The organism is Streptomyces sp. NPDC032745, assembly GCF_055579465.1.
In genome coordinates this window covers 397,331-421,818 of the sequence record NZ_JBVING010000005.1, presented here as the reverse complement: position 1 = coordinate 421,818, position 24,488 = coordinate 397,331, and the positions used below count along the sequence as shown (strand labels likewise).

Sequence of the window (24,488 nt, the reverse complement as noted above, 5' to 3'; positions counted from 1 at the left end):
CGCTGGGGCAGCCTCCTACGGTCCCTGCCATGACGCACGCTCGCACACCGCAGCCGCAGCCGCAGCCCCGCTCGGAGACCCCGTGGGTGCTGTCCCGGCGCGCCGCCCTGACCGGACTCGCCGCAGGCGCCGGAGCCCTCGCCGTCGGCGGGACCGCCGGCTGTGCGGGCGCCGCGCCCCGGGCAGCTGCGGCGGCCCCCGATCCCTCGCCGGGAGCCATGAAGCTGTTCGACGACCCCGGGTACAACTTCGCCGGGCTCCTCGCGCTCGGCGCGGCCGGCATGCGCGCCTCCGAGGTGGGCGAGGTGCTCACCGCCGTCAACGCCATCAACACCGCCGGGCTGTCCGCGCAGACCTTCACCGACACCTTCCGCGCCTGGGGCGACCGGCTCGCCGCGCCCCCGGCCGCCGGCCGGCACGGCGGCGAAACCCCCTCGCAGACCCGCCGGTTCCGCTCGCTGCGGGCCGCGCAGTACTACGCCCAGGCCCTGTTCTACGTACTGGGCACCCGCAGCCCCGGCGACGAGAAGGCGGTCTACCTGGCGGGCCGCAAGGCCTGGGACACCTTCACCGAGCTCTGTTCCCCGGCCGCCGTCCGCGCGCAGGTCCCGTACGCGAAGACCCGCCTGCCGGTCTGGTTCTTCCGGCCCGACGGCCGGGACGAGCCCCGTCCGACCGTGATCCTCACCAACGGAAGCGACGGGCAGAACCTCGACATGTGGACGTACGGCGTCGCGGCCGCCCTCGGGCGGGGCTGGAACGCCCTCGTCTACGACGGCCCGGGCCAGGGCCAGCTGCTGTTCGTCGAGGAGATCCCGTTCACCACCCGGTGGGAGCAGGTGGTGGCCCCGCTCGTCGACTGGCTCGACGCCCGGGGGGACGTGGACAGCAGCCGGATCGCGATCACCGGCCTCAGCATGGCCGGCAACCTCGTCGCCCGCGCCGCCGCGTTCGAGCGCCGGCTCGCGGCCGTGGCGTGCATGCCCGGCGTGCTCAGCCCGTGGCTCGGCTTCGACAAGGAGCTCCGTGACATCGTCACCGCCGACAAGGCGGAGACCAACCGCGTCTGGAACGAGGACGTCGTCCCCGAACTCACCCCGGAGCTCGCCACCACGGTCAAGAAGCGCTTCGAGATCTTCTCGCCGGAGGCCCTGCGCGAGGCGCGCGCGGGCCGGGTGTTCAAGGACCTGTGGACCCCGGCCCAGGTCGCGATCGGCCTGGACGTCACCAGGGTCGTACCGCAGATCAAGGCGCCGACGCTGGTCCTCGACTACGACTTCGAGCAGTTCTACCCCGGCCAGCCCCGGCAGATGTACGACCTGCTGCGCTCGAAGCGGGAGTACGTGAAACTGACGGAGGCCACCGGGGCGCAGTTGCACTGCTCCCCGATGGCCCCGCAGCAGCACTGCGACGTCGTCTTCGACTGGCTCGCCGACGTCCTGCAGCGTTAGTGCTTCGGCTCGACGGCCGTCAGAACGTGAGGTTCCAGGCGTCGATCTTGCCGGTGTCCGCGTTGGCGTTGTCGTTCACACGGAGCTTCCAGACACCGTTGGCGACCTCGGAGGACGCATTGACGGTGAAGCTCTGGACGATGTTGTCGGTGCCGCCGCCGGCCCGGTTGCTCAGGGTGTAGACGGAGCCGTCCGGGGCCACGAGGTCGACCTTGAGGTCACCGATGTAGGTGTGCTTGATGTCCACGCCCACCTTGAGGGTGGCCGGCGCGTTGCCGGTGACCCCGCTGACGGTGATGGGGCTCTCCACGGTGGCGTTGTCGTTGATCGCGAAGTCGCCGAGGTTCTCGAAGTACTTCCCGGGCGGCGGGGTGGACCCGACCGCCTTCAGCGCGTCGACCTGGCCCTCGCCGAAGAACGAGTTGTTGGCCGCGGTGCCGGTGCAGCGGCTGTCCGACGGGCAGGCGATGTCGTTGGCCTGCGTGGCCAGCTTGTCGCGCAGCTGCGCCGGGGTGATGCCGGGGTTGGTGCTGGCGAGCAGCGCCGCGACGCCCACCACGTGCGGGGTGGCCATCGACGTGCCGCTCTTGCTGCCGTACTTGCCGCCAGGGATGGTCGAGTAGACGTCGCTGCCCGGGGCCGCCACGTCGATGACGCCCGAGCCGAAGTTCGAGAACGAGGCCTTCGTGGTGCCCGTGCCGTTCGCCGCGACCGTGACGACGCCCGGGAGCTCGGTCGGGATGTCGAGGCAGGCGTTGGTGATGGTGCGGGTGACCGGCGTCGAGTCGTTCGGGCTCGCGGAGTCGGTCGTCTTGTGGGCGAGGTCGTAGTTCTCGTTGCCCGCTGCGGCGACCTGGAGGGAGCCCTTGCCCTCCGCGTACTCCTGGGCGCGCTTGACGCCCTCGATGATGGCGGCCTGGTCGATGTTGTCCGGGCAGTTGAACTGCCACGGGTCCGTGTAGTAGCTGTTGTTGGTGACCTTGAAGCCGTGGTCACCGGCCCACACGAAGCCGCAGATGGTGTTCTCGGCGAAGAAGAACGAGTTGCCCGGCTCGGCGACGCGGACCGCGGAGATCTTCACGCCCGGGGCCACGCCGACGACGCCCTTGCCGTTCTTGGCGGCCGCGATGGTGCCCGCGACGTGGGTGCCGTGGCTGTCCACGTCCCGCCAGGCGCCCGTACGGGTGTCGGGCTTGCCGTAGGCGCAGGAGACGGAGTCGGCCGCGTTGAAGTTCGGCGCCAGGTCCTGGTGCTGGTCGTCCACACCGGTGTCCAGGATGCCGACCTTGACGGAGGCGGAGCCGGTGGTGACGGCCCAGGCCTGGTCCGCCTTGATCTGGCTCATGTCGGCGCGGACGGGCTCGCCGGCCGGGGTCGTCGACTGCGCCGGGTTGGCGGGCAGCGCCGGGTTGTAGGCGTCGGCCGGAACGTCCGAGGTACGGGTGGCCCCGACCTGCTGGACCCCGCTGACCCCGCGCATCGCCGTGGCGAAGCCGGCGGAGGAGGAGTGGGCGACGATCACGCCGATGGCGTCGAAGTTCGAGAAGACGGCGCCGCCGTTGGCAGCGACGGCGGAACGCACCGCCGAGCTGTCACCGGGGGCGGTGATCACCAGGTAGGCGCGGGTGCCGGCAACCCAGGTCGCACTCTGGGAGGTCGGCGCCGCGGCCGCAGCCTTGGCGGGGGCGGACTGGCCGGACGGGGAGACCGGGGCGGTGCCGGCGAGCGCGGCGGGTGCCCCGAAGGCGAGTGCTGCGCCGAGCGTGGCGGCGAGCACGAGAGTGCGTCGAGGTCGGCTGGATATGTGGGGTATCAATGCGTCCTCCGAAGACGGCCCGGTGGTGCTCATGGCACCTACCGGGCCGTACGAAACGAGTGGTGGACGCAAGATGTCAGACACGTGCCCCGGTATGGAAGTACCTTTTACCGCACGACACTTCGTAGCCCCATGGCCGAAAATCGACCATGGGGCCATGTGGGGGCCATGTGGGGGCCATGTGGGGGCCGACCGGGCTGGGCACCGTGGGGGCGAGCCCTGCCCGGCCGGCCCCTGGCGGGGCGCTGCCGGTTAAGCCGGCACGCCCTCCTTGGCGTCGGCCGGCGACTGGCCGGGCACGGTGGGGAGCTCCGTGCCGTGGCTGTCGTCGACCAGCGTGGTCTCGTCGAACTCCAGGCGTCCCGCGAGGACTTCGGTGGCCCGCTCGCGGTCGAACTCCTTGGTCCAGGTGCCGATGAGCACCGTCGCCACCGCGTTGCCCGCGAAGTTCGTCAGCGCCCGGGCCTCGCTCATGAAGCGGTCGATTCCCACGATCAGCCCGACACCGTCGACGAGTTCCGGCCGGTGCGACTGGAGCCCGCCGGCCAGCGTCGCGAGCCCCGCGCCGGTCACGCCCGCCGCGCCCTTCGAGGCCACGATCATGAACAGCAGCAGCGAGATCTGCTCGCCGATGGCCAGCGGCTTGCCCATCGCCTCCGCGATGAACAGCGAGGACATCGTCAGGTAGATCGCGGTCCCGTCCAGGTTGAACGAGTAGCCCGTCGGCACCGTGATGCCGACGACCGGCTTGGAGACGCCCAGGTGCTCCATCTTCGCGATCAGCCGGGGCAGCGCCGACTCCGAGGAGGAGGTGGAGAGGATCAGCAGGAACTCGCGGCCCAGGTAGCGCAGCAGCGAGAAGACGTTGAGCCCGGTGCACACCCGCAGCAGGGTCCCGAGGACCACGAACACGAACAGCAGACAGGTCGTGTAGAAGCCGATCATGATGACGGCGAGCGACTTCAGTGCGTCGATCCCGGTCGCACCGACCACCGCCGCGATGGCGCCGAACGCGCCCACCGGCGCCGCCCACATGATCATCGCCAGTACCCGGAAGACCAGCTTCTGCACATGTCCGATCCCGCGCAGCAGCGGCTCGCCCGCCGTACCCATGGCCTGGAGCGCGAACCCGCACAGCAGCGCCACGAGCAGCGTCTGGAGCACCTGGCCGCCGGTGAACGCGGAGACCAGGGTGGTCGGGATGATCCCCAGCAGGAACTCGGGCGTGGTCTGCGCCCCGCCCGCCTTGGCCTGCGCCTCTCCCGCGTGCTTGACGGCCTCCGTCAGGTGCAGTCCGCTGCCCGGCTCGAGCAGGTTCCCGACGAGGAGCCCGATGGCCAGCGCCACCGTGGACATGATCATGAAGTAGCCGAGGGCGAGGCCGCCCACGGCGCCGACCTTCGCGGCCTTGCGCACCGACCCGATGCCCAGCACGATCGTGCAGAAGATCACGGGCGAGATCATCATCTTGATGAGGTTCACGAAGCCGGTGCCCAGCGGCTTGAGCTCCACGGCCGTGTCCGGTGCGGCGAAGCCGACGGCGATGCCGAGGAGCACCGCGGCGATCACCGCAATGTAGAGATAATGGGTCTTGTCGCGTCTGCCGGCCACGGCTCGCCTCCTGGTGGTGAATACGTCCCGGGAGGACCATCGCCGAGGCTGTGACCCCGGTCACCCTTGCGTTCATTGAGTTCACGGCCGGGTGCACACTGAACGCCATGTTCCGGTTCCCTCGACCCCCGCGCAGCCTCGCCGGCCAGCTCTTCGCCATGCAGGTGCTGCTGGTCGCCGTGGTCGTCGCCGGCTGCGCGGTCTTCGCGTACGCCACCGCCCGCGGGCAGGCCGAGGAGTCCGCCCGGCGCCAGGCGGGGGCCGTGGCCCGCGCGGTCGCCGACTCCCCGTCCGTCCGCGAGGCCGTACGCGGCGCGGCGCAGGGCGCCGACCCCTCGGCGGCGCTCCAGCCGTACGCCGAGCGGGTCCGCGTGGACTCCGGGGTGGACTTCGTGACGATCATGGCCCCGGACGGGCGGCGCTGGACCCACCCCGACCCCCGCCGCATCGGCGAGCCCTTCATGGGGAACACCGCCCCCGCCCTGCGCGGCGAGACCTTCAGCGAGACCTACACCGGCACCCTCGGGCCCTCCATCCGCGTCGTCACCCCGCTCATGGACGACGGCCGGGTCGTCGGCATGGTCAGCTCCGGCATCACCGTCCGCGCGATCAGTGCCCGGCTCGCGCAGCAGCTCTCCGTCCTCGCCTGGGTCGCGGCCGGCGCGCTCGCCCTCGGCGGACTCGGCACGTACATCGTCAACGCCCGGCTGCGCCGGCACACGCACGGGATGAACGCGGCCGAGCTCAGCCGGATGTACGACTACCACCAGGCCGCCCTGCACGGGGTCCGCGAGGGCCTGCTGATGCTGGACGGACAGCGGCGGATCACCCTGATCAACGACGCCGGGCGCGAACTGCTCGGCCTGCAGGGGGACGTCAAGGGCACCGGCGCCGCCGACCTGGGCCTGCCCGCACCGCTCACCGGCGCCCTGCTCGCCGACCGGCCCCGGGTGGACGAGGTGCACCTGACCACGGACCGGGTACTGGTCCTCAACAGCTCGCCCGTCGCGGGCGGCGGCCGCCGCGGCACCGTGGTCACCCTGCGCGACCACACCGAACTCCAGTCGCTCACCGGTGAGTTGGATCAGGAACGGGGATTCACCGAGGCGCTGCGGTCCCAGGCCCACGAGGCGGCCAACCGGCTGCACACCGTGGTCTCCCTCATCGAACTCGGCCGCGCGGACGAGGCGGTGGAATTCGCCACCGCCGAACTGGAACTGGCCCAGGCCCTCACGGACGAAGTGGTCACCGGCGTCGGAGAGCCCGTCCTGGTGGCGCTGCTCCTGGGCAAGGCCGCCCAGGCTCACGAGCGGGGCGTCGAGCTGGTCCTCACCCCCGACAGCCGCGCCGTCGACGGCCGGACCGGAACCGTCCCGGCCCGGGACCTCGTCACCGTGCTCGGCAACCTCCTCGACAACGCCGTCGACGCCCTCACCGGCGTCCCCGCCGCCAGGATCGCCGTCACCGTCCGGCCGGAGGAGGACGCACTGCTGCTCCGCGTCGCCGACAACGGACCCGGCCTGCCCGCGGGCGCCGCGGCCGATGTGTTCCTGCGCGGCTGGTCGGGCAAGGGAGAGGGGCGCGGCCTCGGCCTCGCCCTGGTCCGCCAGGTGGCCCACCGGCACGGAGGCAGCGCGGTCGCCGCCGAAGGGCCGGGCGGGGGAGCCGAGTTCACCGTACGACTGCCGGTGCGAAGGGAGCCGACGCCATGAGCGACGCACGCGAGGCGCCCTCGGTATCCGCGGTGCGCGTGCTGGTGGTCGAGGACGACCCCGTCGCCGCCGACGCGCACGCCCTGTACGTCGGGCGGGTGCCCGGTTTCACCGCCGTCGGCGCCGTCCACTCGCTCGCCGAGGCCACCCGGGTGCTGGAACGGACCCGGGTCGACCTGCTGCTGCTCGACCTCACCCTGCCCGACGGGCACGGGCTGCGCTTCGCCCGCCGGCTGCGGGCCTCCGGGCATCCCGTGGACGTGATCGTGGTGACCTCGGCGCGGGACCTGGCCGTGGTCCGCGAGAGCGTCTCGCTCGGCGTGGTCCAGTACGTACTGAAGCCCTTCGCCTTCCCGACGCTGCGCGAACGGCTGCTGCGCTACGCCGAGTTCCGCGCGACGGCGGGGGAGGCGGCCGGCCAGGACGATGTGGACCGGGCGCTCGCCGCCCTGCGCGCCCCGGGCCCCGCCGAGCTCCCGAAAGGGCTCAGCGCGCCGACCCTGGACCGGGTCGGCGCGCTGCTGCGGGCGGCGCCCGAGGGGCTGACCGCCGCGGGGGCGGCCGAGGCGGCCGGGATCTCCCGGATCACCGCCCGCCGCTATCTGGAGCACCTGGTGGACACCGGGCGGGCGGACCGCACCCCCCGGTACGGCCAGGTCGGCCGCCCCGAACTGCACTACCGCTGGCTGGCGGCGGCCGGGACCGGCTCGGTGTCGAAGGTGTAGAACTTCCGGTGGTCCAGCATGTCCGCCGGGGTCACGTCGTTCCACGGCCGCATGGTGTCGTGCAGGTCGACGACGTTCGTGGTGCCCGCGGCCGGCAGGTACGTGGACTTCGGGTTGCGGGCCTGCCACTCGGCCCACAGCTTGTCGACGAAGGCGTGGTGCATCCAGAACACCGGGTCGTTGGGGGACACGCCGGTGGCCATCTGGCCGCCGACCCACACGTGCACCCGGTTGTGGAGGTTGGCGCCGCGCCAGCCCTCCAGGTTGTTGCGGAAGCCGTTCGAGGAGCTGTTCCAGGGGGCCATGTCGTACACCGGCATGTTGAGCACGGCGTCCACCTCGGCCTTCGTCGGCAGCTCGGCCACTCCCGCGCCGAGCGCCCGGCGCAGGTACGCGCGCCCGTCCACCCGCACGTTTATCGGCCACTTGCCGTTGGCGGACGCGAACGGCCCGTCGAGGACCTGTCCGTCGCGGGCCCGGCCGGTGCCGCCGAGGAAGTCGGCGGCCCAGAGGGAGGAGCGGGTGGTGCGGTCCGCGCTCCAGTCCCAGTACGGGATTGAAACCTTCGGGTCCACTTTCTGCAGCTCGGCCTCGAACTCCAGCAGGAAGCGGCGGTGCCAGGGCAGGAACGAGGGCGAGCGGTGGCCGACCCGGTCGCCGGAGTCCGTGTCGGCCATGATGAACCCGTTGTGGGTCGTGACGAACCGGTCGTAGGTGCCGGTGCGCTTGAGCTCGAGCAGGGCGCTCGTGAAGGCGCGCTTCTCCTCGGCGCTGAGGGCGGCCTGGTTCTTGCGGACGGTCATGCCGTGCCTCCCATGGGCGCGAACGGGGCGAGGGTGGCGCCCTGCAGCTCGCGCACGGCGGCGCGGGCGAGCGAGGCCGGATCGGCGAAGGTCTCGTAGTGGTTGACCACGCTGATCCAGGTGCCGTCGGCGTTGCGCATGACGTGCAGTTCGCGGCCGTCTATCCGGACGGTCGGCAGTCCGTCGTGGCCGCCCCCGTGGTGACCGCCGTGGTGGCCGCCCCCGCCCGGGGTGATCTGTATGCGGCGGCCCTGGTACACCTCGTCGACCGTGCCGTTGGGTATGGAGGCGCGGGAGTCGGTGGCGGCTGCGTGCGCGGTGGCGCCGGCGATGCCGAGGACGGTGAGAGCGCCGGCGGTGGTGCCCAAGGCTTGCCGGCGGGTGATCTTGTTCATGGGCCGAAGAGGTATCAGGACGGCAAAGGCCGTTGACCGGTATCCGGACATGCGCGGATAAGTTGCCCATAGAACCAGTTGGTCGATCTTCCCGTCCGAACCGGCTTCAGCGGCCCGGACGGGAAGATCTTCGAACGGAAGACTACTCGACAGTAAGTTGTCCTGTCGCGCGCGGTCCCTATGGAGGGGGTCACACCGCGGAGTCGGCCGGAAGCTCTCGGTGTCGGTGCCCGAATCCTCCATCGAGGGGGTCGAAGCCGCCTTTGTGATGATCAGTCACATATAGTCCGGATATGGCTCTTCATGAGACGAAAGACGCGCCCGCCCGTGACGCCGACACGGACGTGTTCACGTCCGCGCTGAGCGGCCAGGTCCTCCCCAAGTACCGGATGCCCGACGATCACTCGCCCACCGAGGTGGTCTACGAGCTGCTCAGCAACGAGCTCCTCCTCGACGGCAACGCGGCCCAGAACCTGGCCACCTTCTGCACCACCTGGTCCGACGACGGCGTGCACCGGCTGATGAACCAGTGTCTCGACAAGAACATGATCGACAAGGACGAGTACCCGCAGACCGCCGAGATCGAGGCCCGCTGCGTCAACATCCTGGCCGACCTGTGGAACGCACCGGCCGGCGGTGCGGCCACCGGCTGCTCCACCACCGGATCCAGCGAGGCCGCCATGCTCGGCGGCCTCGCCCTCAAATTCCGCTGGCGCACCCGCCGCCAGGCCCAGGGCCTCCCCGCAGACCGGCCCAACCTGGTGTGCGGGCCCGTCCAGATCTGCTGGGAGAAGTTCGCCCGCTACTTCGACGTCGAACTGCGCCCGGTCCCTCTCGAACCCGACGCCACCGGCCTGCGCCCCCATCAGCTCGCGGAGTACGTCGACGAGAACACCATCGGCGTCGTCGCCATCGTCGGCGTCACCTACACCTGCGACTACGAGCCCGTCGCCGAGATCGCCGCCGAACTCGACCGGATCCAGGCCGAGCACGGCTGGGACATCCCGGTCCACGTGGACGGGGCCAGCGGCGGCTTCGTCGCCCCCTTCCTCCACCCCGACGTGGTGTGGGACTTCCGGCTGCCGCGCGTCGCGTCCATCAACACCTCCGGGCACAAGTACGGGCTCGCGCCCCTCGGCGTCGGCTGGATCGTGTGGCGCACCGCCGACCTGCTGCCCAAGGAGCTCGTCTTCGACGTGGACTACCTCGGCGGCGACATGCCGACCTTCGCCCTCAACTTCTCCCGCCCCGGCGGCGAGGTCATCGCCCAGTACTACCTGTTCCTCAGGCTCGGCCGCGCCGGTTACAAACGCGTCCACGAGGCCTGCGTCGCCACCGCCCAGTACCTGGCCGGGGAGATCGCCGCCATGGGCCCGTTCACCCTGCTCTACGACGGCCTCGGCGGCCTCCCCGCCGTCTCCTACCGGCTCACCGATCAGGCGGCGGCCGGGTTCACCCTCTACGACCTCTCCGACCGGCTGCGGATGCGCGGCTGGCAGGTGCCCTCGTACCCGCTGCCGGCCGATCGCGACGACACCGTCATCCAGCGCGTGCTGATCCGGCACGGCGTGACCCGCGACCAGATCGCCCTGCTCGTCGAGGATCTGCGCCAGGCGGTGGACCACCTCACCGCCACACCCCCGCCGGTCCCGGCGACCGAGCCCCGCTCCGGGTTCCATCACTAGCTTCCGCAGCTTCCGCTCGGGCTCGCCGCCGTGCGGTTGCGGCTGCCGCCGCGGGTCCACATCGCGCGCGCGGGGATCACGTACCGCCGTGACATGCGGAACGCGGGGAGCGGGCTGCCGCTGACGGACTCCTTGTACGCCACGGCGGCCCGCCCCGTGAGGTACCAGCGGCGCGGGGTGTCGTCCCCGCGGGTGAACTGGATGACCGCGTCGCGGCGGCCGAGGCTGACCGGCTGGTGGACGTACCCGAACCGGAACGGCCGGGGCTCGCGGCCGGCCAGCCGCAGTGCGATGGCGTCGGCGGCGTACACGGCCGTGGGGATGCCGCTCTGGCACGTGCCGTGCACGACCCCGTACGCCTGGCCGACGGCGGCGGCGTCGCCCACCGCGTAGACCGACGGGTGGGAGACCGAGCGCAGGGTGGGGTCGGTGACGATCCGGCCCCGCCCGTCGGTGGTCAGGCCCGCGTCGGCGGCCAGTGCGGGCACCCGTACGCCGGTGGTCCACACGACCGCGTCGGCGGGGACGCATTCGCCCCCGGCCAGCGCCACACCGTCCGGCAGGACCCTGACGACCTCCGCGCCGGTGCGCACCTTCACGCCGAGCCGCTCCAGCACCCGCTCCAGGTAGCCGCGGGCGCGTTCGCCGAGCATGGCCGCGGGGACCTCCCGGCTGAGCAGTTCGACCCGCAGGCCCGGCCAGGACTCGGCGATCTCGGCAGCCGTCTCCACCCCGGTGAGCCCGCCGCCGCACACCGCGACCGTGCCGCCCGCGGCGGCGATGGCCGGCAGCCTGCCGGCCAGCTCGAGGGCTGCTGCGGCGTCGTCGAAGGTGTACGCGTGGGTGTCGGCGCCCGCGACGGCGCCGGTGTCGCAGACACTGCCCGTCGCGTAGACCAGCGTGTCGTACGCCAGTACGCGGCTGCCGTCGACGGTCTCGACCGCGACCTCGCGGCGGTCGGCGCGGATCCCGGTCGCCCGGCCCCGGACGAACTCGACGCCGGTGCCGCCGAGCAGGTCCGCGATCCGGTGGTCGGCCAGCTGCTGGCCCGTGGCGAGCTGGTGCAGCCGCAGCCGCTCGGTGAACCGGCCGGAGGGGTTGACCAGGGTGACCCGGCCGCCGCTGCGGCGGGTGCGGCGAGCGGTGCGGATCGCGGCCATCAGGCCCGCGTAGCCGCCGCCGAGGACCAGTACGCGGTGGTGCGGGCTGGGGTTCGAGGGGGTGGTCATGTCCCGACCTCCTGGTGAGGCTCCGCCGGGGGCCGTGCCGCCCCGGCATGTCACCCCACGGACGAGACGGCGCCGCCGCCGCGTGACGCGTGCCCGATGCGACCTGCGTCACATCTGCTCAGGCGGGTCGCATCCCCGTCAGCTTCTCCGGGTTGGCGATCAGGTGGATGGTGTCCACGGCCCCGTCCACCAGGTGCAGCACCAGCACGGTGACCGGGGTCCCGGCCGAGTACGCCACGATGCCCGGCCCGCCGTTGACCTCCACCAGCTCGATGGTGAGCTGCTGCGGCAACCGCCGGGCGAACGTGGCGAATGCATGCGCCACCAGCTCCGCGCCCCGGATCGCCTTGCGCGGCGCGGGGGCCAGGCCGCCGCCGTCGCTGACCAGCGTGACACCCGGCGCGAGCACTTCCAGCATCGACGCGACGTCGCCGCCGGAGCTGGCCTCCAGGAACCGCTGCGTCACGCGGCGGCGCACCGCCAGGTCCGTGTCGTAGCGGGTCCGCCGGTCCTCGACGTGCGCCCGGGCCCGGCGGGCAGTCTGGCGTACCGCCGCCTCGTCGCGGCCGACGATGTCGCCGATCTCCGCGTACGCGTACCCGAACGCCTCGCGCAGGACGAACACGGCCCGCTCCAGCGGCGACAGCGACTCCAGGATCAGCAGCATCGCGGTGGACACGGTGTCCGCCAGGGCCACGTCGTCCGCGACGTCCGGGCCGGTCAGGAGCGGCTCGGGCAGCCACGGCCCCACGTACGACTCCCGCCGCGCCTGGGCGCTGCGCAGCCGGTCGATCGCCAGCCGGGTGGTCACCCGGACCAGATACCCCTCGGCGTCGGCCACCTGCTCCGCGTCCACCCGGTTCCAGCGCAGCCAGGCCTCCTGGACGACGTCCTCGGCGTCGGCGGCCCGGCCCAGGACGCGGTACGCGACCGCCTGGAGCAGACCCCGGTGCTCGTGGAAGGCGCGGTGCGCCTCGCTCTCCACCGTCACTGCCGAAGCCTCTCCGTGTTCCTGTCCGTGTCCGCGTCGGTCCCGCGCACCCGGCGCATCCTAGTGCTGCCCCGCGCAAGTTCGTGGAGGGGTGTTGGGTCTGATCAGGCGGTCTTGAGTGGGCTGCCGTCATAGGTCCATCTGTACGGCCAGTGCACGTGCCAGCGCGAGTGGTCGGCCAGCCACGCCTTGGTGTGCTTAGCGGTGTGGGAGGAGCCGTTGTCCAGCACGGCATGGATGTCCTGGTCTGGGGCGATGGCCGTGTCGAGCCGGTCGAGGAAGGCAGTGAACGTCGCTGCGTCGTTGCGGGCAATGATCTCGGTGAGGACCTCGCCGGTGCGCATATCCAGGGCGGCGACCAACGCGGCGGTGCCGTGGCGGCGGTACTCGAACTCCTCGCGAGCGGGCCGCCCGGCCTGGCGGGACGACCGGGGTGGCGCCTGGCGCGGGCGGCGATCGCGGTCTTCTCGTCGATGGACAGCACCACCGCCCCTTCAGGCGGGTCGCGGTACAGGTCGCACACGTCCGCGACACGGTCCCAGAAGTCAGGGGTGTCCCGGCGGGTGAGTCAACCGCGGACCCGGTGCGGCTTGAGGTCCAAGTCGCCTAAGATCCGGCCGACTTGGGAGGCAGCGATGGTGACGAAGGCAGTGCCGGCGACCTGGGCGGCGATCGTGCGGTGCGACCAGCTCGCTTCCGGGTGCGGGGGCGCACTGATGGCGGCGGCCACGATCCGCGCCCGGAGCACAGCCCGCACCTGCGCTTTCAGGGAAACCGCTGTACGGATCAGACGCTCGCGCACCCTCTCGTCCAACTCCACCACGACCGCCTCAGCCATCCCGGCCACACCCTCGCCCGCCCCGACCAAAGTGATGATCATGGCGTATGCGGGGTGACCCAGCAGGATGGACCCGTACCGAAGAATCCGCCCGAGTCCATGCAGGATCACCTGCGCCACCGTCTGAACGTCCGCGCCAAGGAACGCTGGCCCCAGCTCGCCCGCGTTCAGGTGCGCTTCCGCTCAGGATTCGCCTACGTGGCGGGGGAACTGCCGGGCGAGGAGGAACCGCTGCCGCTATGCTGCCTGCGCTTCACCGGCGTCCTGCACACCTGGGGCTTCGTCCTCTACCTCGCCTGCCGAGGCAAGTGCGAGGACAACCTCCTGCCCACCGGCCTACCTATCGGCAGCCCCGAAGACTGCATGGACTGTGCCTGCTACCTCTACCTCGGTGACCAGCCGGCCGGACCAACACCCCTCCACGAACTAACGCGAAGGAGGACTACCGCGCATCGAAGGCAACCCATGTGTTCCCCGGCAGCTCGGGCTTCCCAGGCACCGGTCGCCGCTCCTCGGTCCAGGCCTCGCCCGCGACTTCGGAAGCGACGTGACGCCAGAAGCGTGCCGCGCCCGCGTTCTCCTCCTGAAAAGCGATCTCCCATCGGCCAGGGTGCGCGGCCAGGACGGCCTGCACCGCTCGCAACCCGAGGCCCGACCGGCGTGCCCCACGCACCACGAAGAAGCTGTTCAGCACGCGCGCATCGCTGTCCAGCGCGCGTACGAACGCAAAGCCGACCGGCCGGTCATCAGACCATACGAGATAAGCCGACCAGGTGGGATCGCCGATCGCCGACTCTAGCCACTCGCGGCGGTATGTTCCGTCCGGGTTCGGCAGGACGCCCCAGAACTCCGACAGGTCGTGCAGGAAAAGCGGCCAGAGTCGTTCCAGGACGTCGCGGTCCTCGGCGCCCGCTCTGCGGACAACAAAGTCTGCCATCTGATCCTCCTCGAGAACGCGAGAAGCCTTCCGGCAGACCGGAAGGCTTCGAACTATCGAGCGGACCTTATCGTGTCCACGACCTGGACACACAGCTCGCAGATCCAGGCCGCGCGGACGGTGTCTGCGTCGGCACCGTCACGTTCAGCCGACGTAGCGGATGCACGGAGGTTCACCTGCACCCCTCCACGAACTAACACGGCACAGCACTAGTCAGCCACGTCCCCCGGCCGGGCGGCGCCGCTCAGGCGGACGCCGACCACCGCATGTCGAGCGCATCGAGGGCCGTGACGCGGTCCGGGGCGAGGGCCGACGCGCGCGAGCGCTGGTTGGCGATCCACGCGCCCAGCTGCAACTCCCGGCCGCCGACCCGTTCCACGTGCTTGCGGGGGACCCGGAGGTGCTGCTCGCGGGTGTGGAACTGGCGGGCCGCGGCCAGGTGTTCCGCCCATTTCTCGGCCTGCGTGCGCCGCGGCTGCGGGCGCTCGGCCGCGCTCGCCTCGGTCACGCCCAGCGTGTGTTCCAGCAGCCAGCGCTGCGCCCAGGTCAGCTGCTCCCAGGCCAGCCGCTGGGTGCGGACCCACCGGCCCAGGTCCTCGCCCTGTACGACCACCTCGCCCGCGGTGAGCGGCAGCCGGCCGCCCGCGTCCAGGTGGACGCGGGTCAGGTGGAAGGGGCGCTGCCAGGAGATCTCCCAGGCCGGACACCAGGACGCGTCGATGGCCTCCAGGGCCTCCCGGCGCTCCTCGGGCAGGGCGCCGGGGCCCTCGCGGCGGGCGGCGGCCCGCTGGTTCTTGACCCAGACCCCGACCGGCGCGCCGCGCCAGGTGGCTTCCACGGGCGGCAGCAGGTGGCCGTGCTCCGCCGCCCAGCCGCGGGCCGCCGCGAGGCCCTCCTCGAAGGCCACGTCGAAGTGGCTCCACACCATGCCGAGTTCGTCGAGCTGCGCGACGCGCTCCCGGCCGAGGGCGCCCCGGCGGTGGGTGCGCCGCACGTCCGCGATCCACTGGCCGAGCGGGAACCGGGCCAGCCCGGGAGGCCAGGTTCCGGCGGACGGCTGCGTGCCCGGCAGGGCCTCCGTACCGGGCGGGGTCCGGGGCGTCTTCGCAGCCTCCGGGACCTTGAAGGCGAACGGCACCCGCAGATCCCCGGCCCCGGCCGCGTAGATCCGGGCGGCCTCCACCCCGCGCCGCCAGTGCTCGCGCTCCGGATGCAGCACGCGCAGCCGGATGAACGCCGACAGCAGTGCCGGATCCCGGGGGCCCGAGAAGCTCAGCAGGGCCTGCGCCCCGGTCCGCATGCCGGCGCCCGTCACGGCCTCGGTCGCGGATTCGGCCCGCGGCCGGCTCGGCGCCTGCGGCTGCGCCAGCGATTCGACGAGCCGGGTGTCGTGCGCCCGCAGCGCCTCCAGCAGCCGCGCGAGGTCCCCGTACGACCGCGAGGTCAGCATCGACTCGGGCGTCTCGCCCGGCCCCAGCAGCACCGGGACCACGAGCGAGGCGACCTTGCCCTCGCCGGGGCGGATGCGCAGCGCCCGCCCGACGGCCTGGACCAGGTCCGGCATCGAGCCCCGTACGTCGGCCCAGAAGACGGAGTCGCACTCCTTCGTGTCCACGCCCTCGCCCAGCACCCGGACACTGCCGAGGAAGGCCTTGTCGGCGGCCCCGTCCGCCGCGAACGCGTCCAGCACCCGCCGCCGGTGCGCCGCCGTGTGCTGCCCGCACAGCCAGTCCGCCCAGACGGTACGGGGATACGCCGGCTCCGACGCGTCACGCGAGGCCCGCAGCCGCTCCGCCACCGCAGGCAGTCCGGCCGCGAAGGCCTCGGCCTCCCTGGTCAGGTGGTGGAAGACGAGGGTCCGCCGGAACCCCTGGTCGGCGGCGGCCTTGATCAGCGCCGCCTGCAGGGCCGCGAGCCGCGCGCCGCGCACGGCGTCCGAGCGCCCGTCTGCGCCCAGCAGCACCGCCGCCTGGAACCCCGGATCGCTGACGTCCACGCACACCACCCGGTAGGGGGCGCAGATGCCGCGGTCGATGGCCTCCGCGAGGGACAGGGTGTGGCAGCGCGCGCCGAAGGGGCCGTCGGGATCGTCCTCCATGGACGCGACGAGGTCACCCCGTCCGCGGCCGCTCTCCCCGGGCTCCTCGCCCTCCGCAGGCTCCGCGCCGTCCTGCCAGACCCGTGGCGTGGCCGTCATGTACAGCCGCCGGACGGAGGGGATCCGGGTGTTGTCGTGGACCACGGCCCACGGTTTGCCGATCCGCCCGGAGGTACGGTGCGCCTCGTCGACCACGATCAGGTCCCAGCCCGGCAGCCCGGCGAGGTGGGCGCGCTCGATCGTGCCGAGGCCCAGCGAGGCGTATGTGGCGAACACGGTCAGCCGGTCCGCCGACCGGCCGGCCCAGCGGGCCAGTTCGGCCGGATCGGTGGTGGCGGGTACGCCCGCGTCCTCGGCGCGCAGTGAGCACACGGCGAGGGCGCGCCCGGTCCGGCCGCCCTCCCGCCACGCCGTCACGGTCTGTACGAGCAGGTCCAGCGAGGGTACGAGGACCAGCACCCGCCCGGCCCGCAGCTCCTCGGCGGAGCGCACGGCGACCAGGGACTTCCCGGAGCCGGTGGCCATGATCACCTGGGTTCGCAGCCCGGTCCCGGGCACCCGGCCGCCGGCCGGCAGCTCGAGCGCCCGCAGTACGGCGTCGACGGCCTCGCGCTGGTGCGGCCGGAGCTCCTTCTTGGCCATGCGCCGTACTCCGTCCGCTCTGATCAGCCTGTTCGGCTCCAGTCTCCATCCTGCACGAAGTTTGAAGCATCCGGGGCTTGCTCGGGCGGAGCGTTCGGGTCACATCTTGGCGCCGAAGTTCTGCGTCCACCAAGGGCCGCCCGGGCCCGTGTGGATGCCCACGCCGATGTCCTTGAAGGAGCAGTTGAGGATGTTGGCGCGGTGGCCCGGGCTCTTCATCCACGAGTCCATGACCGAAGCCGCGGTCTGCTGCCCCTTCGCGATGTTCTCCCCGTACGTCGACCAGCGGTACCCGGCGGCGGTCGTGCGCTTCCCGGGGTCGGCGCCGTCCGGGTTGGTGTGCGCGAAGAAGTCCCGGGCCGCCATGTCGTCGGAGTGCCCCTGGGCGGCCGCCCGCAGCTGTGAGTCCTCCTTCAGGGGGCCGCAGCCGGCCGCCGCACGCTCGGAGTTGACCAGTGCGATGACCTGGCCCGCGACCCCTGCCGGGGCGGGCGCCGGAGCCGGCGCGGGCGGACGCGGCGCCGGCGCCTTGGACTTGGTCGGCGACGGGCTCGGACTCGGGCTCTCGGCGGACGGGCTCGGCGAGGCGGAGGCCGACGGCGAGGGCGAGGCGGACGCGGAGGGCGAGGCCGAGTCCGAGGGGGACGCCGAGCCGGCGTCGGGCGCCGACAGTGCGGAGAGCGGCGCGGCGGGCGCGGCGCCGGTCTCCTTGTCGTCCGAGCCGGGGAAGCCGCCGAGGTAGGCGAGCCCGCCGCCCGCGACGCAGGCGGCGAGCACGGCTCCGCCGACCGCGCGGCGGCGGCTCTGCCGGCGCTTGCGCAGGACGCTGCGGCCGCCGCCGGGGGCGGCGTCCGGTATGCCGCCCTGACCGGAGACGGTGGGGGTGAGCTGGGTCGCGGCGTCGGAGAAGTCCGTGCCGTCGAAGCCCGTGCCGGTGGAGCCCGTGCCGGTGGAGCCCGCGCCGCCGAACTCCGTGCCCGTACCCGTCCCCGGTCCGCTGAGGCCGTCCGCCTGGGCGCCCGCGCCGCCGTCGTAGGAGTACGCCGCGCCAGCCGGGACGAAGCCGCCCGCCGCGGCCGCCCGTACGCCGGCCAGCAGGGCCACCGAGACCGGGACCAGGGCCAGACCCGCCAGCAGCCCCTCCGCCGGGAGCAGTCCGCTCCACAGTCCTGCGCACCGGACGCACTCGCGCGCGTGCCGGGCTATTCGCTTGCGCCACAGCGTCGACGGCACGCCGTCCCAGGCGGTCGTCACCCCGCGCAGACCCTCGCACGGCGGCTGCGTGCCCAGCGCCCGCTCCACCACCCGGGCCGACTCCAGCTGCGCCTTCATCCGCTGCACCCGTACCGCCGTGTGCTGCGGGGACAGTTCGAGGGCCGCGGCCACCTCGGCGCGGGTCAGCTCACCGGCGCACTCCAGCCACCACAGCGACAGCAGCGCCCGGTCGTCGGTCTCCAGCCAGCGGGTGGCGCGGGCCGTCTCCCGCTGCTGGCCTTCGAGCTGGAGCCGCAGGACGGTCAGGTCCACGAAGTCGGCGCCCGGGTCGGCCAGCTCCCAGGCGGCCTCGAGTCCGCTCTCGCCGGGGGCGCTGTGCCGGGCCTGCCAGTGCGCCCGCACCCGGTTCATGGCGATCGCCACCAGCCAGGACCGGAAGCTCTCGTCCGACCGCAGGGTGCCGAGCCCGTCGAGCGCCCGCAGCATGGTGTCCTGCACCACGTCGTCCACGTCGACGGAGCCGTTCAGGGCGCGCCCGACGATGTTGTAGACGAGCGGCAGATAGGTGCCGACCAGCTCGTCCTGCGCGCGGGCATCGCCCGCGCGGGCGGCTGCCACCAGCGCTGCCGTGTGCTGTGTAGTCATGTGAGGTTCCCTGTCCGTACCGGCGGTCGATGATGCCCGATACCTGGGAGACCGTCGAGCGCGGCCCGGATAACGGTTATCCGGAAGAAGAACCTGAAGAACTTTCCGGAGCCTGCGGAGGATAGCGCCGCACCGAGGCTTCCACCTGGGCGGTCCGCCGCAGTGACGCGAGCATCGCATCCCCCGGGACGGTGCTCCACCACCACGCGTTCGACCAGGTCCTCCGGCCGCTGCCGGCGGGCCACGTAGGCGAGGCCGGCGGCGGCGATCAGCTGCGCGGCCGCCGCGAACTCGTCCAGGTGGTCCAGGTAGTCCCCGTGCCCGACCGGCAGGACGGAGCCCATCGCGGCGGTGCGGGCCTCCACCGCAGGATGCCCCGGCGGGATCTTCCGGCCTGGATGCACTCGCTGCTCACCCGCTGGCAGCGGACCGGCTGATGACCCGGCCCACCAACGCCCGGACGGAGGCCGGGATCTCCGGCACGGCCGGCGGGCACACCGTCGGGACCACGGACGGCGGACCGCACCTGGCGGTCACCTGCTGGGGTCCACCGGGGGCGACCTGCGGATCGCCCATTTCGCCGGCATGCATGCGCTCCAGGTGCTGCCGTTGCTGGCGCTGGCGCCCGCCCATGCGGCCCGGCGGTACGGATGGGCGGCCGCCGCGGGGGTGCGGCTGCGCCTCGTACCGGTGGCGGGGTTCGGATACGCCGGGGTGGTCGGGCTGACGACCTGGCAGGCCCTGCGCGGGCAGGCGCTGACCTCGCCCGACGCGCTGACGCCGGGCGCCGCCGGGGCGTTGGCCGCGGTGGTGGCCGCGGCGGCGGCGGTGGTCCTGCCGGCCGGGGCCGCGCGGGGTCGGGGCGGTCTGGGCGCAGCCGGCGGCCCGGGTGACCGGCCCGGGGCTCCGGCCGGTTCCCGACTCCGCGGCTGAGCGCACACCGGGCCGGCCGGTGAGGGGTCCCGCGTCCGTGTCCGGGCGTGGGACCCCTTCCCTGTCCGGACCTTGTCCTCTTTCCTGTCCGGACCCTGTCCTACAGAAGCGGAGCCAGCGCCTCGGTGGCCGCGCGCAGGGCCGGCGCGTACGCCTCGATCTCCTCGCGGGAGACGAGGAAAGTGACCGTGGTGACGCTGACTCCGCCGATCGGCCGGCCTGCCGGGCCCGTGATCGCGGCTCCGATGCACCGGATCGTCGGTTCGTTCTCCTCGTCGTCCACGGCGAAGCCCCGGTCCCGGACCGCCTCCAGCTCCGCCAGCAGCGCCTCCGGGCCGGTCAGGGTCCGCGGTGTGCGGCGCGGCAGCCCCGGGCCGGCGATCAGCGCCCGCACCTCCTCCTCGGGAAGGTCCGCCAGGATGGCCTTGCCGATGGCGGTGCTGTGCAGAGGCATCCGCATCCCGACCCGGGAGGCCGTCTGGAAGGGCTGGTCGCTCTCCAGCTTCCGGATGTAGGTGAGCGTCTCCCCGCTGTGCAGGGCGAGGTGGACCGTCTGGCCGGTGGCCTCGCGCAGCTCGCCGAGGATCCGGCCGATGCTCGGCGGCTCGGTGGCGCTGACCAGGGCGGACAGCCCGCGCAGCCGCGGGCCCACCGCGTACCGCGACTCGCTTGCCGGGCGTACGAAGCCCTGCTCGATCAGCGAGGCGAGGATCCGGAAGGTGCTCGACTTCGGCACGGCCGCGGCCGCCACCACATCCGCGAGCCGGTGCGGCCCGCCGGGCGCGGCCACGGCCTCCAGGATCCGCATCGACTTCTCCAGTGCCGTGCCGGCCGCCGAGGTCCGGCCACCGCGCGCCGGGCCCTCGGCCTCGTCCGTCGTGTCCCCGTCGTCGGGCATGCGCTCTCCAAAGGCAGGGCGGGTGCGGGTAGGGTCTGCGGGAAGCGTTCCGTTACACGGTACAGCGTGCCACTACGTGGAACAACTGTCCCTGCGTGGACGGCAACTGCTGCCGGGAACAGATGGAGGGGTCCCTTTGTCCTGCCACCCGTACGACGCCATGGCCGCCCAGTGCCTGCTGCCGGTCCTGCGCAACGCCGACGCGGCCGAAGCCGTCCGCCGGACCACCGCCCTGCTGGCCGCCGGCTGTCGCACGGTCGAGCTGACCACCTCCACCCCCGGCTGGGCCGAGGCCGTCGCGCGGACCGCCCCGCTCGCCGACGCGTACGACCGGCCGGCCCTGATCGGCGTCGGCACCGTCACCACCACGACCGAGGCCGAGACCGCCCTCGACGCGGGTGCGGCCTTCCTGATCTCCCCCTACCCGGCCCCCCAGGTCCGCGCCGTCGCCGCACGCCGCGGGGCGGTCTTCGTCGAGGGCGGTTTCACCCCGGGCGAGATTGCCTCCGCCATCCGGTCCGCGGGCGCCGCCAAGGTGTTTCCGGCGCACGTCGGCGGCCCCCGGTTCATCCGCTCCCTCAAGGCGGTCCTCCCCGGGGCGCTGTTCATCCCGACCGGCGGCATCCGGCCCGGCGAGATCCCGCAGTGGCTCGCCGCCGGGGCGGCCGCCGTCGGCATCGGCAGCGGCCTGCCCGACGATCCGGGTGAACTGGCCGCCGTCTTCGCCGGGCTGGCCCGGCCGTGCTGCTCCGGCTGCGCCGCAGCGGGGCGCTGAGCATGGCGACCGGGCCCCGTACGGGCTACGACGTACTCGTCCTCGGCGAGGTCCTCGTCGAGATCCACGCCGACACCGCCCTGAGCGCCGCCGCCGACGGCACCGCGGCCCGGATCTCCTACTCCGGCGACGCCCTCAACGCGGCAGCCGCCGCCGCGGCCGCCGGAGCCCGGACCGCGCTGCTCGCCGTCGTCGGCGACGACGAGCTCAGCGTCCCGCTGCTGCACCGCGCGGCCGAGCTCGGCGTGGACGTCTCCCACGTACGCCGAGCCCCGCGCCCCAACGGCGCCTACCTGCTCGGCTCCGACACCGAGGGCGACCGCGCCTTCGTCTACTGGCGCACGCACAGCGCCGGTTCCACCCTCTCCACCCGGCACATCGAGTCCTGGCGGGACCTGCTGACCGGCGCGAAGGCCCTCGTCACCAGCGGGATCACCGGTGCACTGTCCCCGAGCAGCCGGGACGCGGTGGTGGCCGCCGCCGAGGCCGTGCACGACGCCGGCGGGCACGTCTCGTACGACCCCAACTTCCGCTCCCGCCTGACCGGCCGGGCCGAGGCCCGCGAACTGCTCGCCCGGATCGCCCCGCTGACCGGGCTGCTCAAGACCTCCTGCCCGGCCGACGCGCAGGCCCTGGTCGGCACCGGCGATCCGCGCACCGCCGCCGCCCGCTACCGGGCCCTCGGTGCCCGTGCGGTCGTCGTCACCGCGGGCGCCGACCGGCTGCTGCTCGACGACGGCACGCGGGCGGAGTACCACCCCGTACCCGTCAACCCGGCTCCGGTCGACGCGACCGGAGCCGGGGACTGCCTCACCGGCACCGCCACGGCCCGGCTCGCCCTGGGGGACCGCCTCGCCGACGCCGTCGCCTACGGCATGGCGGCCGCCTCCCTCTCGGTGTCCGGCCGAGGCGGCACGGGCCACGTCCCCACGTTCCCCGAAACGGCAGCCCTGGCCGCCGCCCGCCTGTAGGCCGTGCCGGCGAAGTACCGTCCGGCTCGTGGGGCCCGGCCGGCACTCCCTAGGCGGCTTCGAGCAGCGCGATCTCCTCCGGGGACAGGCGCAGCGCTCCGGTGGCGATGTTCTCGACCAGGTGGTCGGGGTTCCCGGTGCCCGGGATGGCCAGGACGTGCGGGCCGCGGTTCAGGGTCCAGGCGAGCCGCAACTGCGCCGCCGACACGCCGTGGGCCTTGGCCACGCTCCGTACCTGCTCGGCCTCCTCCGCGCCCATCCCGGCCTCCTTGCCCGCGCCGGCGATCGCGAAGAACGGCACGAAGGCGATGCCCTGCTGCCCGCACGCGTCGAGGAAGGCGTGGTCCTCGCCCGGGGAGCCGATCCCGTACGGGTTCTGCACGCACACGACCGGCGCGATGGCCTGCGCCTCGGCGAGGTGGTCGGGCCGTACGTTGGACACGCCGAGGTGGCGGATGAGCCCGGCCGTACGCAGCTCGGCGAGCGCGCCGAAGTGCTCGGCGATCGAACCGGTCGTCTCGCGGCGAGGTACACGCAGGTTGACCACGTCGAGGTGGTCCCGGCCCAGCTGGCGCAGGTTCTCCTCGACCTGCCCGCGCAGCTGCCCGGGGGTGGCCCACCACCACTCGCCGGCGTAGTCCCGGCCCGGCCCCACCTTGGTCGTGATGACGAGGTCGTCGGCGTACGGGGCCAGGGCCCGGTTGATCAGCTCGTTGGCGGAGCGCAGCGGAGAGAAGTAGAAGGAAGCGGTGTCGATGTGGTTCACGCCGAGCTCGACGGCCCGGCGCAGTACGGAAGTCACCCGCTCGCGGTCGCTGGGAGAGCCGTCGGCGAGATGCGTCAGGCGCATGGCGCCGAAGCCGATGCGGCGGACGGTGAGGTCGCCGAGCCGCCATGTGCCGGATGCTGCCGCGGTGATCGTTTCGGAGGTCATGGCGCGAGGGTAACCGGCTCGGCGACCCAGCCGGCGGCGAGCACCAGGCGGGAGGTGCGGTGGACGGCGAGGAAGCCGAAGGGCCGGTGGAAGGCGACCTCGGCCTGGCGGACCCGGTACCGGTAGCGGGGCAGGGCGCAGCCCACGGCGCCGAGGGTGGTCACGGCCGCGGCTGCGAAGCCTTCGGCGTGGAAGCGGGCCATCGCCGACTGCCGGGCCGAGCTGATGGCCAGTGGGTCGGAGCTGATCCCGGGGAAGTGCCCGGAGCCGGTGTCCGTAGCGGTGTGCAGGCCGAACAGCCCGGCATGGTCGAGGAGATCGTGGTCCGCGCTGACGTCGAAAGCCACCGCCTTGACCCACAGGAAGGGATCACGATCCGTCGAACGGACCGTCCCGATGTGCAGCCCCGGCCCCGGGTTTCCCTCGGGAAGCAGGCTCGCGCCCGTCGACGGCACGGCCCGGGTGACGACGGCGGTGCCGGCGGCGAGGACCTCCCACGGGCGCGCGGCGCTCTCGCCCAGGACCAGGTGGACGTCCACCCCGCCGTCGCCGACCACTTCGAGCAGCGTCACCGGACCGGTCGGCGTGTGTGCCACCCGGACGCGGTCCAGGAGGGAGGTGTTGCGGTACAGCGCGAGCGCCGAACGCCCGGCCCACGGGCCCTCGGACAGATCGGCGACCCCGGTTCGGAAGGGCTGGATCCACTTCATCCGCAGCGCGAGCGCCGAGGCGAGGACCAGCAAGGTGTCCCTCTCGACGGGGAGGGGCATCCGCTCGATCAGCCCGCCGGTCCGGTCCGCCGCCCACCCGTCGAGGGTCTTGCGGTCGGTGTCCTCGTCGCCGGTCAGGGTGCCGCGGGCGCCGTCCGGGAGTCCGGTCAGCCAGGGTTCGTCCAGGGGGAGGTCCGCCTTGGTCCACAGTCCGGTGGCCGCCCGGAGGCCGCGTATGCCGGCCAGGTCGGTCAGCAGCTCCCGGGCGGTCGCGGCCGCGGACTCGGCGGGTATGGCGAGGGCTTCGGCGAGTTCGGCGCGGGCCGGGCCGCCCGCGCCGTCCGCGAGGAAGGCCAGCAGGGGCCATACTCCGGCCGCCGTCAGGACCGTCCCCTGCGCGCCGGTGACGGCCTGTTCGGCCCAGCGTGCGGTGAGTCGGTTGACCGCGCGTACCGTCGTGTTCCTCATGGCGGG

Annotated in this window: 21 protein-coding genes and 1 pseudogene; 8 read left to right on the top strand and 14 right to left on the bottom strand. The window is 73.1% G+C overall.

Translation table 11 applies throughout. The features are described from left to right. Positions 1–29: 29 nt before the first annotated feature. On the top strand, positions 30–1,451 hold the full coding sequence (locus tag ACZ5WG_RS16155) for an alpha/beta hydrolase family protein (protein ID WP_468723630.1): 1,422 nt from the start codon (positions 30–32) through the stop codon (positions 1,449–1,451). 19 nt (positions 1,452–1,470) lie between these two features. Here the strand turns inward: ACZ5WG_RS16155 and ACZ5WG_RS16150 are convergent, their stop codons facing one another. Beyond that, positions 1,471–3,228: a S8 family peptidase gene (locus ACZ5WG_RS16150; protein ID WP_468723925.1), complete on the bottom strand. Its 1,758-nt coding sequence runs from the start codon at positions 3,226–3,228 to the stop codon at positions 1,471–1,473. A gap of 291 nt (positions 3,229–3,519) precedes the next feature. Beyond that, on the bottom strand, positions 3,520–4,878 hold the full coding sequence (locus ACZ5WG_RS16145) for a cation:dicarboxylate symporter family transporter (RefSeq protein WP_468723628.1): 1,359 nt from the start codon (positions 4,876–4,878) through the stop codon (positions 3,520–3,522). Between the two features lie 107 nt (positions 4,879–4,985). On the opposite strand from ACZ5WG_RS16145, the gene ACZ5WG_RS16140 reads away from it, so the two are divergent. Then, positions 4,986–6,590 (top strand): sensor histidine kinase, encoded by a 1,605-nt coding sequence (locus ACZ5WG_RS16140; protein WP_468723626.1) that lies wholly within the window; start codon positions 4,986–4,988, stop codon positions 6,588–6,590. After that, the gene (locus ACZ5WG_RS16135) at positions 6,587–7,315 is read left to right on the top strand and encodes a response regulator (protein WP_468723625.1); all 729 of its coding nucleotides are present in this window, start codon (positions 6,587–6,589) and stop codon (positions 7,313–7,315) included. The genes ACZ5WG_RS16140 and ACZ5WG_RS16135 overlap by 4 nt, the downstream gene beginning before the upstream one ends. Here ACZ5WG_RS16135 and melC2 read toward each other — a convergent pair. Further along, entirely contained in the window at positions 7,267–8,118 is an 852-nt protein-coding gene (gene melC2 / locus ACZ5WG_RS16130) for a tyrosinase MelC2 (protein ID WP_468723623.1), read from the bottom strand. The genes ACZ5WG_RS16135 and melC2 overlap by 49 nt on opposite strands. Further along, positions 8,115–8,513, bottom strand: a complete 399-nt coding sequence (gene melC1, locus ACZ5WG_RS16125) for an apotyrosinase chaperone MelC1 (RefSeq protein ID WP_468723622.1) — start codon at positions 8,511–8,513, stop codon at positions 8,115–8,117. Before melC1 ends, melC2 begins: the two co-directional genes overlap by 4 nt. Before the next feature lie 293 nt (positions 8,514–8,806). Here melC1 and ACZ5WG_RS16120 point away from each other — a divergent pair, with 293 nt between their 5' ends. Further along, positions 8,807–10,198, top strand: coding sequence for a glutamate decarboxylase (locus tag ACZ5WG_RS16120; RefSeq protein ID WP_468723620.1), 1,392 nt, complete (start codon positions 8,807–8,809; stop codon positions 10,196–10,198). Here ACZ5WG_RS16120 and ACZ5WG_RS16115 read toward each other — a convergent pair. The 7 genes and pseudogenes from ACZ5WG_RS16115 to ACZ5WG_RS16085 form a co-directional block, all read right to left on the bottom strand. Then, positions 10,195–11,427, bottom strand: coding sequence for an NAD(P)/FAD-dependent oxidoreductase (locus tag ACZ5WG_RS16115; RefSeq protein WP_468723618.1), 1,233 nt, complete (start codon positions 11,425–11,427; stop codon positions 10,195–10,197). The two genes, ACZ5WG_RS16120 and ACZ5WG_RS16115, sit on opposite strands and share 4 nt — an antisense overlap. A 118-nt stretch (positions 11,428–11,545) precedes the next feature. Beyond that, positions 11,546–12,418 (bottom strand): RNA polymerase sigma-70 factor, encoded by an 873-nt coding sequence (locus ACZ5WG_RS16110; protein WP_468723616.1) that lies wholly within the window; start codon positions 12,416–12,418, stop codon positions 11,546–11,548. A gap of 104 nt (positions 12,419–12,522) precedes the next feature. Further along, positions 12,523–12,852, bottom strand: a pseudogene (locus tag ACZ5WG_RS16105) (transposase); the annotation flags it as partial. Between the two features lie 134 nt (positions 12,853–12,986). Then, positions 12,987–13,376, bottom strand: a complete 390-nt coding sequence (locus ACZ5WG_RS16100; protein WP_468723614.1) for a hypothetical protein — start codon at positions 13,374–13,376, stop codon at positions 12,987–12,989. 322 nt (positions 13,377–13,698) lie between these two features. Continuing rightward, entirely contained in the window at positions 13,699–14,193 is a 495-nt protein-coding gene (locus ACZ5WG_RS16095; RefSeq protein WP_468723612.1) for a GNAT family N-acetyltransferase, read from the bottom strand. A gap of 244 nt (positions 14,194–14,437) precedes the next feature. Further along, positions 14,438–16,933 (bottom strand): helicase associated domain-containing protein, encoded by a 2,496-nt coding sequence (locus ACZ5WG_RS16090; protein WP_468723610.1) that lies wholly within the window; start codon positions 16,931–16,933, stop codon positions 14,438–14,440. Between the two features lie 99 nt (positions 16,934–17,032). After that, positions 17,033–18,793, bottom strand: a complete 1,761-nt coding sequence (locus tag ACZ5WG_RS16085) for a sigma-70 family RNA polymerase sigma factor (protein WP_468723608.1) — start codon at positions 18,791–18,793, stop codon at positions 17,033–17,035. A gap of 191 nt (positions 18,794–18,984) precedes the next feature. Between ACZ5WG_RS16085 and ACZ5WG_RS16080 the strand changes: the two genes are divergently transcribed. Both ACZ5WG_RS16080 and ACZ5WG_RS16075 read left to right on the top strand, forming a co-directional pair. Beyond that, positions 18,985–19,230, top strand: coding sequence for a hypothetical protein (locus tag ACZ5WG_RS16080; protein ID WP_468723607.1), 246 nt, complete (start codon positions 18,985–18,987; stop codon positions 19,228–19,230). A gap of 148 nt (positions 19,231–19,378) precedes the next feature. Next, entirely contained in the window at positions 19,379–19,726 is a 348-nt protein-coding gene (locus ACZ5WG_RS16075; protein WP_468723605.1) for a hypothetical protein, read from the top strand. Between the two features lie 100 nt (positions 19,727–19,826). On the opposite strand, the gene ACZ5WG_RS16070 is transcribed toward ACZ5WG_RS16075, so the two are convergent. After that, entirely contained in the window at positions 19,827–20,624 is a 798-nt protein-coding gene (locus ACZ5WG_RS16070) for an IclR family transcriptional regulator (RefSeq protein ID WP_468723603.1), read from the bottom strand. Between the two features lie 136 nt (positions 20,625–20,760). Here ACZ5WG_RS16070 and ACZ5WG_RS16065 point away from each other — a divergent pair, with 136 nt between their 5' ends. Both ACZ5WG_RS16065 and ACZ5WG_RS16060 read left to right on the top strand, forming a co-directional pair. Then, on the top strand, positions 20,761–21,399 hold the full coding sequence (locus ACZ5WG_RS16065) for a bifunctional 4-hydroxy-2-oxoglutarate aldolase/2-dehydro-3-deoxy-phosphogluconate aldolase (RefSeq protein ID WP_468723601.1): 639 nt from the start codon (positions 20,761–20,763) through the stop codon (positions 21,397–21,399). Between the two features lie 2 nt (positions 21,400–21,401). Further along, the gene (locus ACZ5WG_RS16060; protein ID WP_468723600.1) at positions 21,402–22,370 is read left to right on the top strand and encodes a PfkB family carbohydrate kinase; all 969 of its coding nucleotides are present in this window, start codon (positions 21,402–21,404) and stop codon (positions 22,368–22,370) included. Positions 22,371–22,419: 49 nt separating this feature from the next. Here the strand turns inward: ACZ5WG_RS16060 and ACZ5WG_RS16055 are convergent, their stop codons facing one another. Together ACZ5WG_RS16055 and ACZ5WG_RS16050 are read right to left on the bottom strand one after the other, a co-directional pair. Then, positions 22,420–23,304 carry an aldo/keto reductase gene (locus ACZ5WG_RS16055; RefSeq protein WP_468723599.1) on the bottom strand — a complete coding sequence of 295 codons (885 nt, stop codon included), beginning with the start codon at positions 23,302–23,304 and terminating at the stop codon, positions 22,420–22,422. Then, positions 23,301–24,482: a serpin family protein gene (locus tag ACZ5WG_RS16050; RefSeq protein WP_468723597.1), complete on the bottom strand. Its 1,182-nt coding sequence runs from the start codon at positions 24,480–24,482 to the stop codon at positions 23,301–23,303. The genes ACZ5WG_RS16055 and ACZ5WG_RS16050 overlap by 4 nt, the downstream gene beginning before the upstream one ends. Positions 24,483–24,488 lie beyond the last annotated feature (6 nt).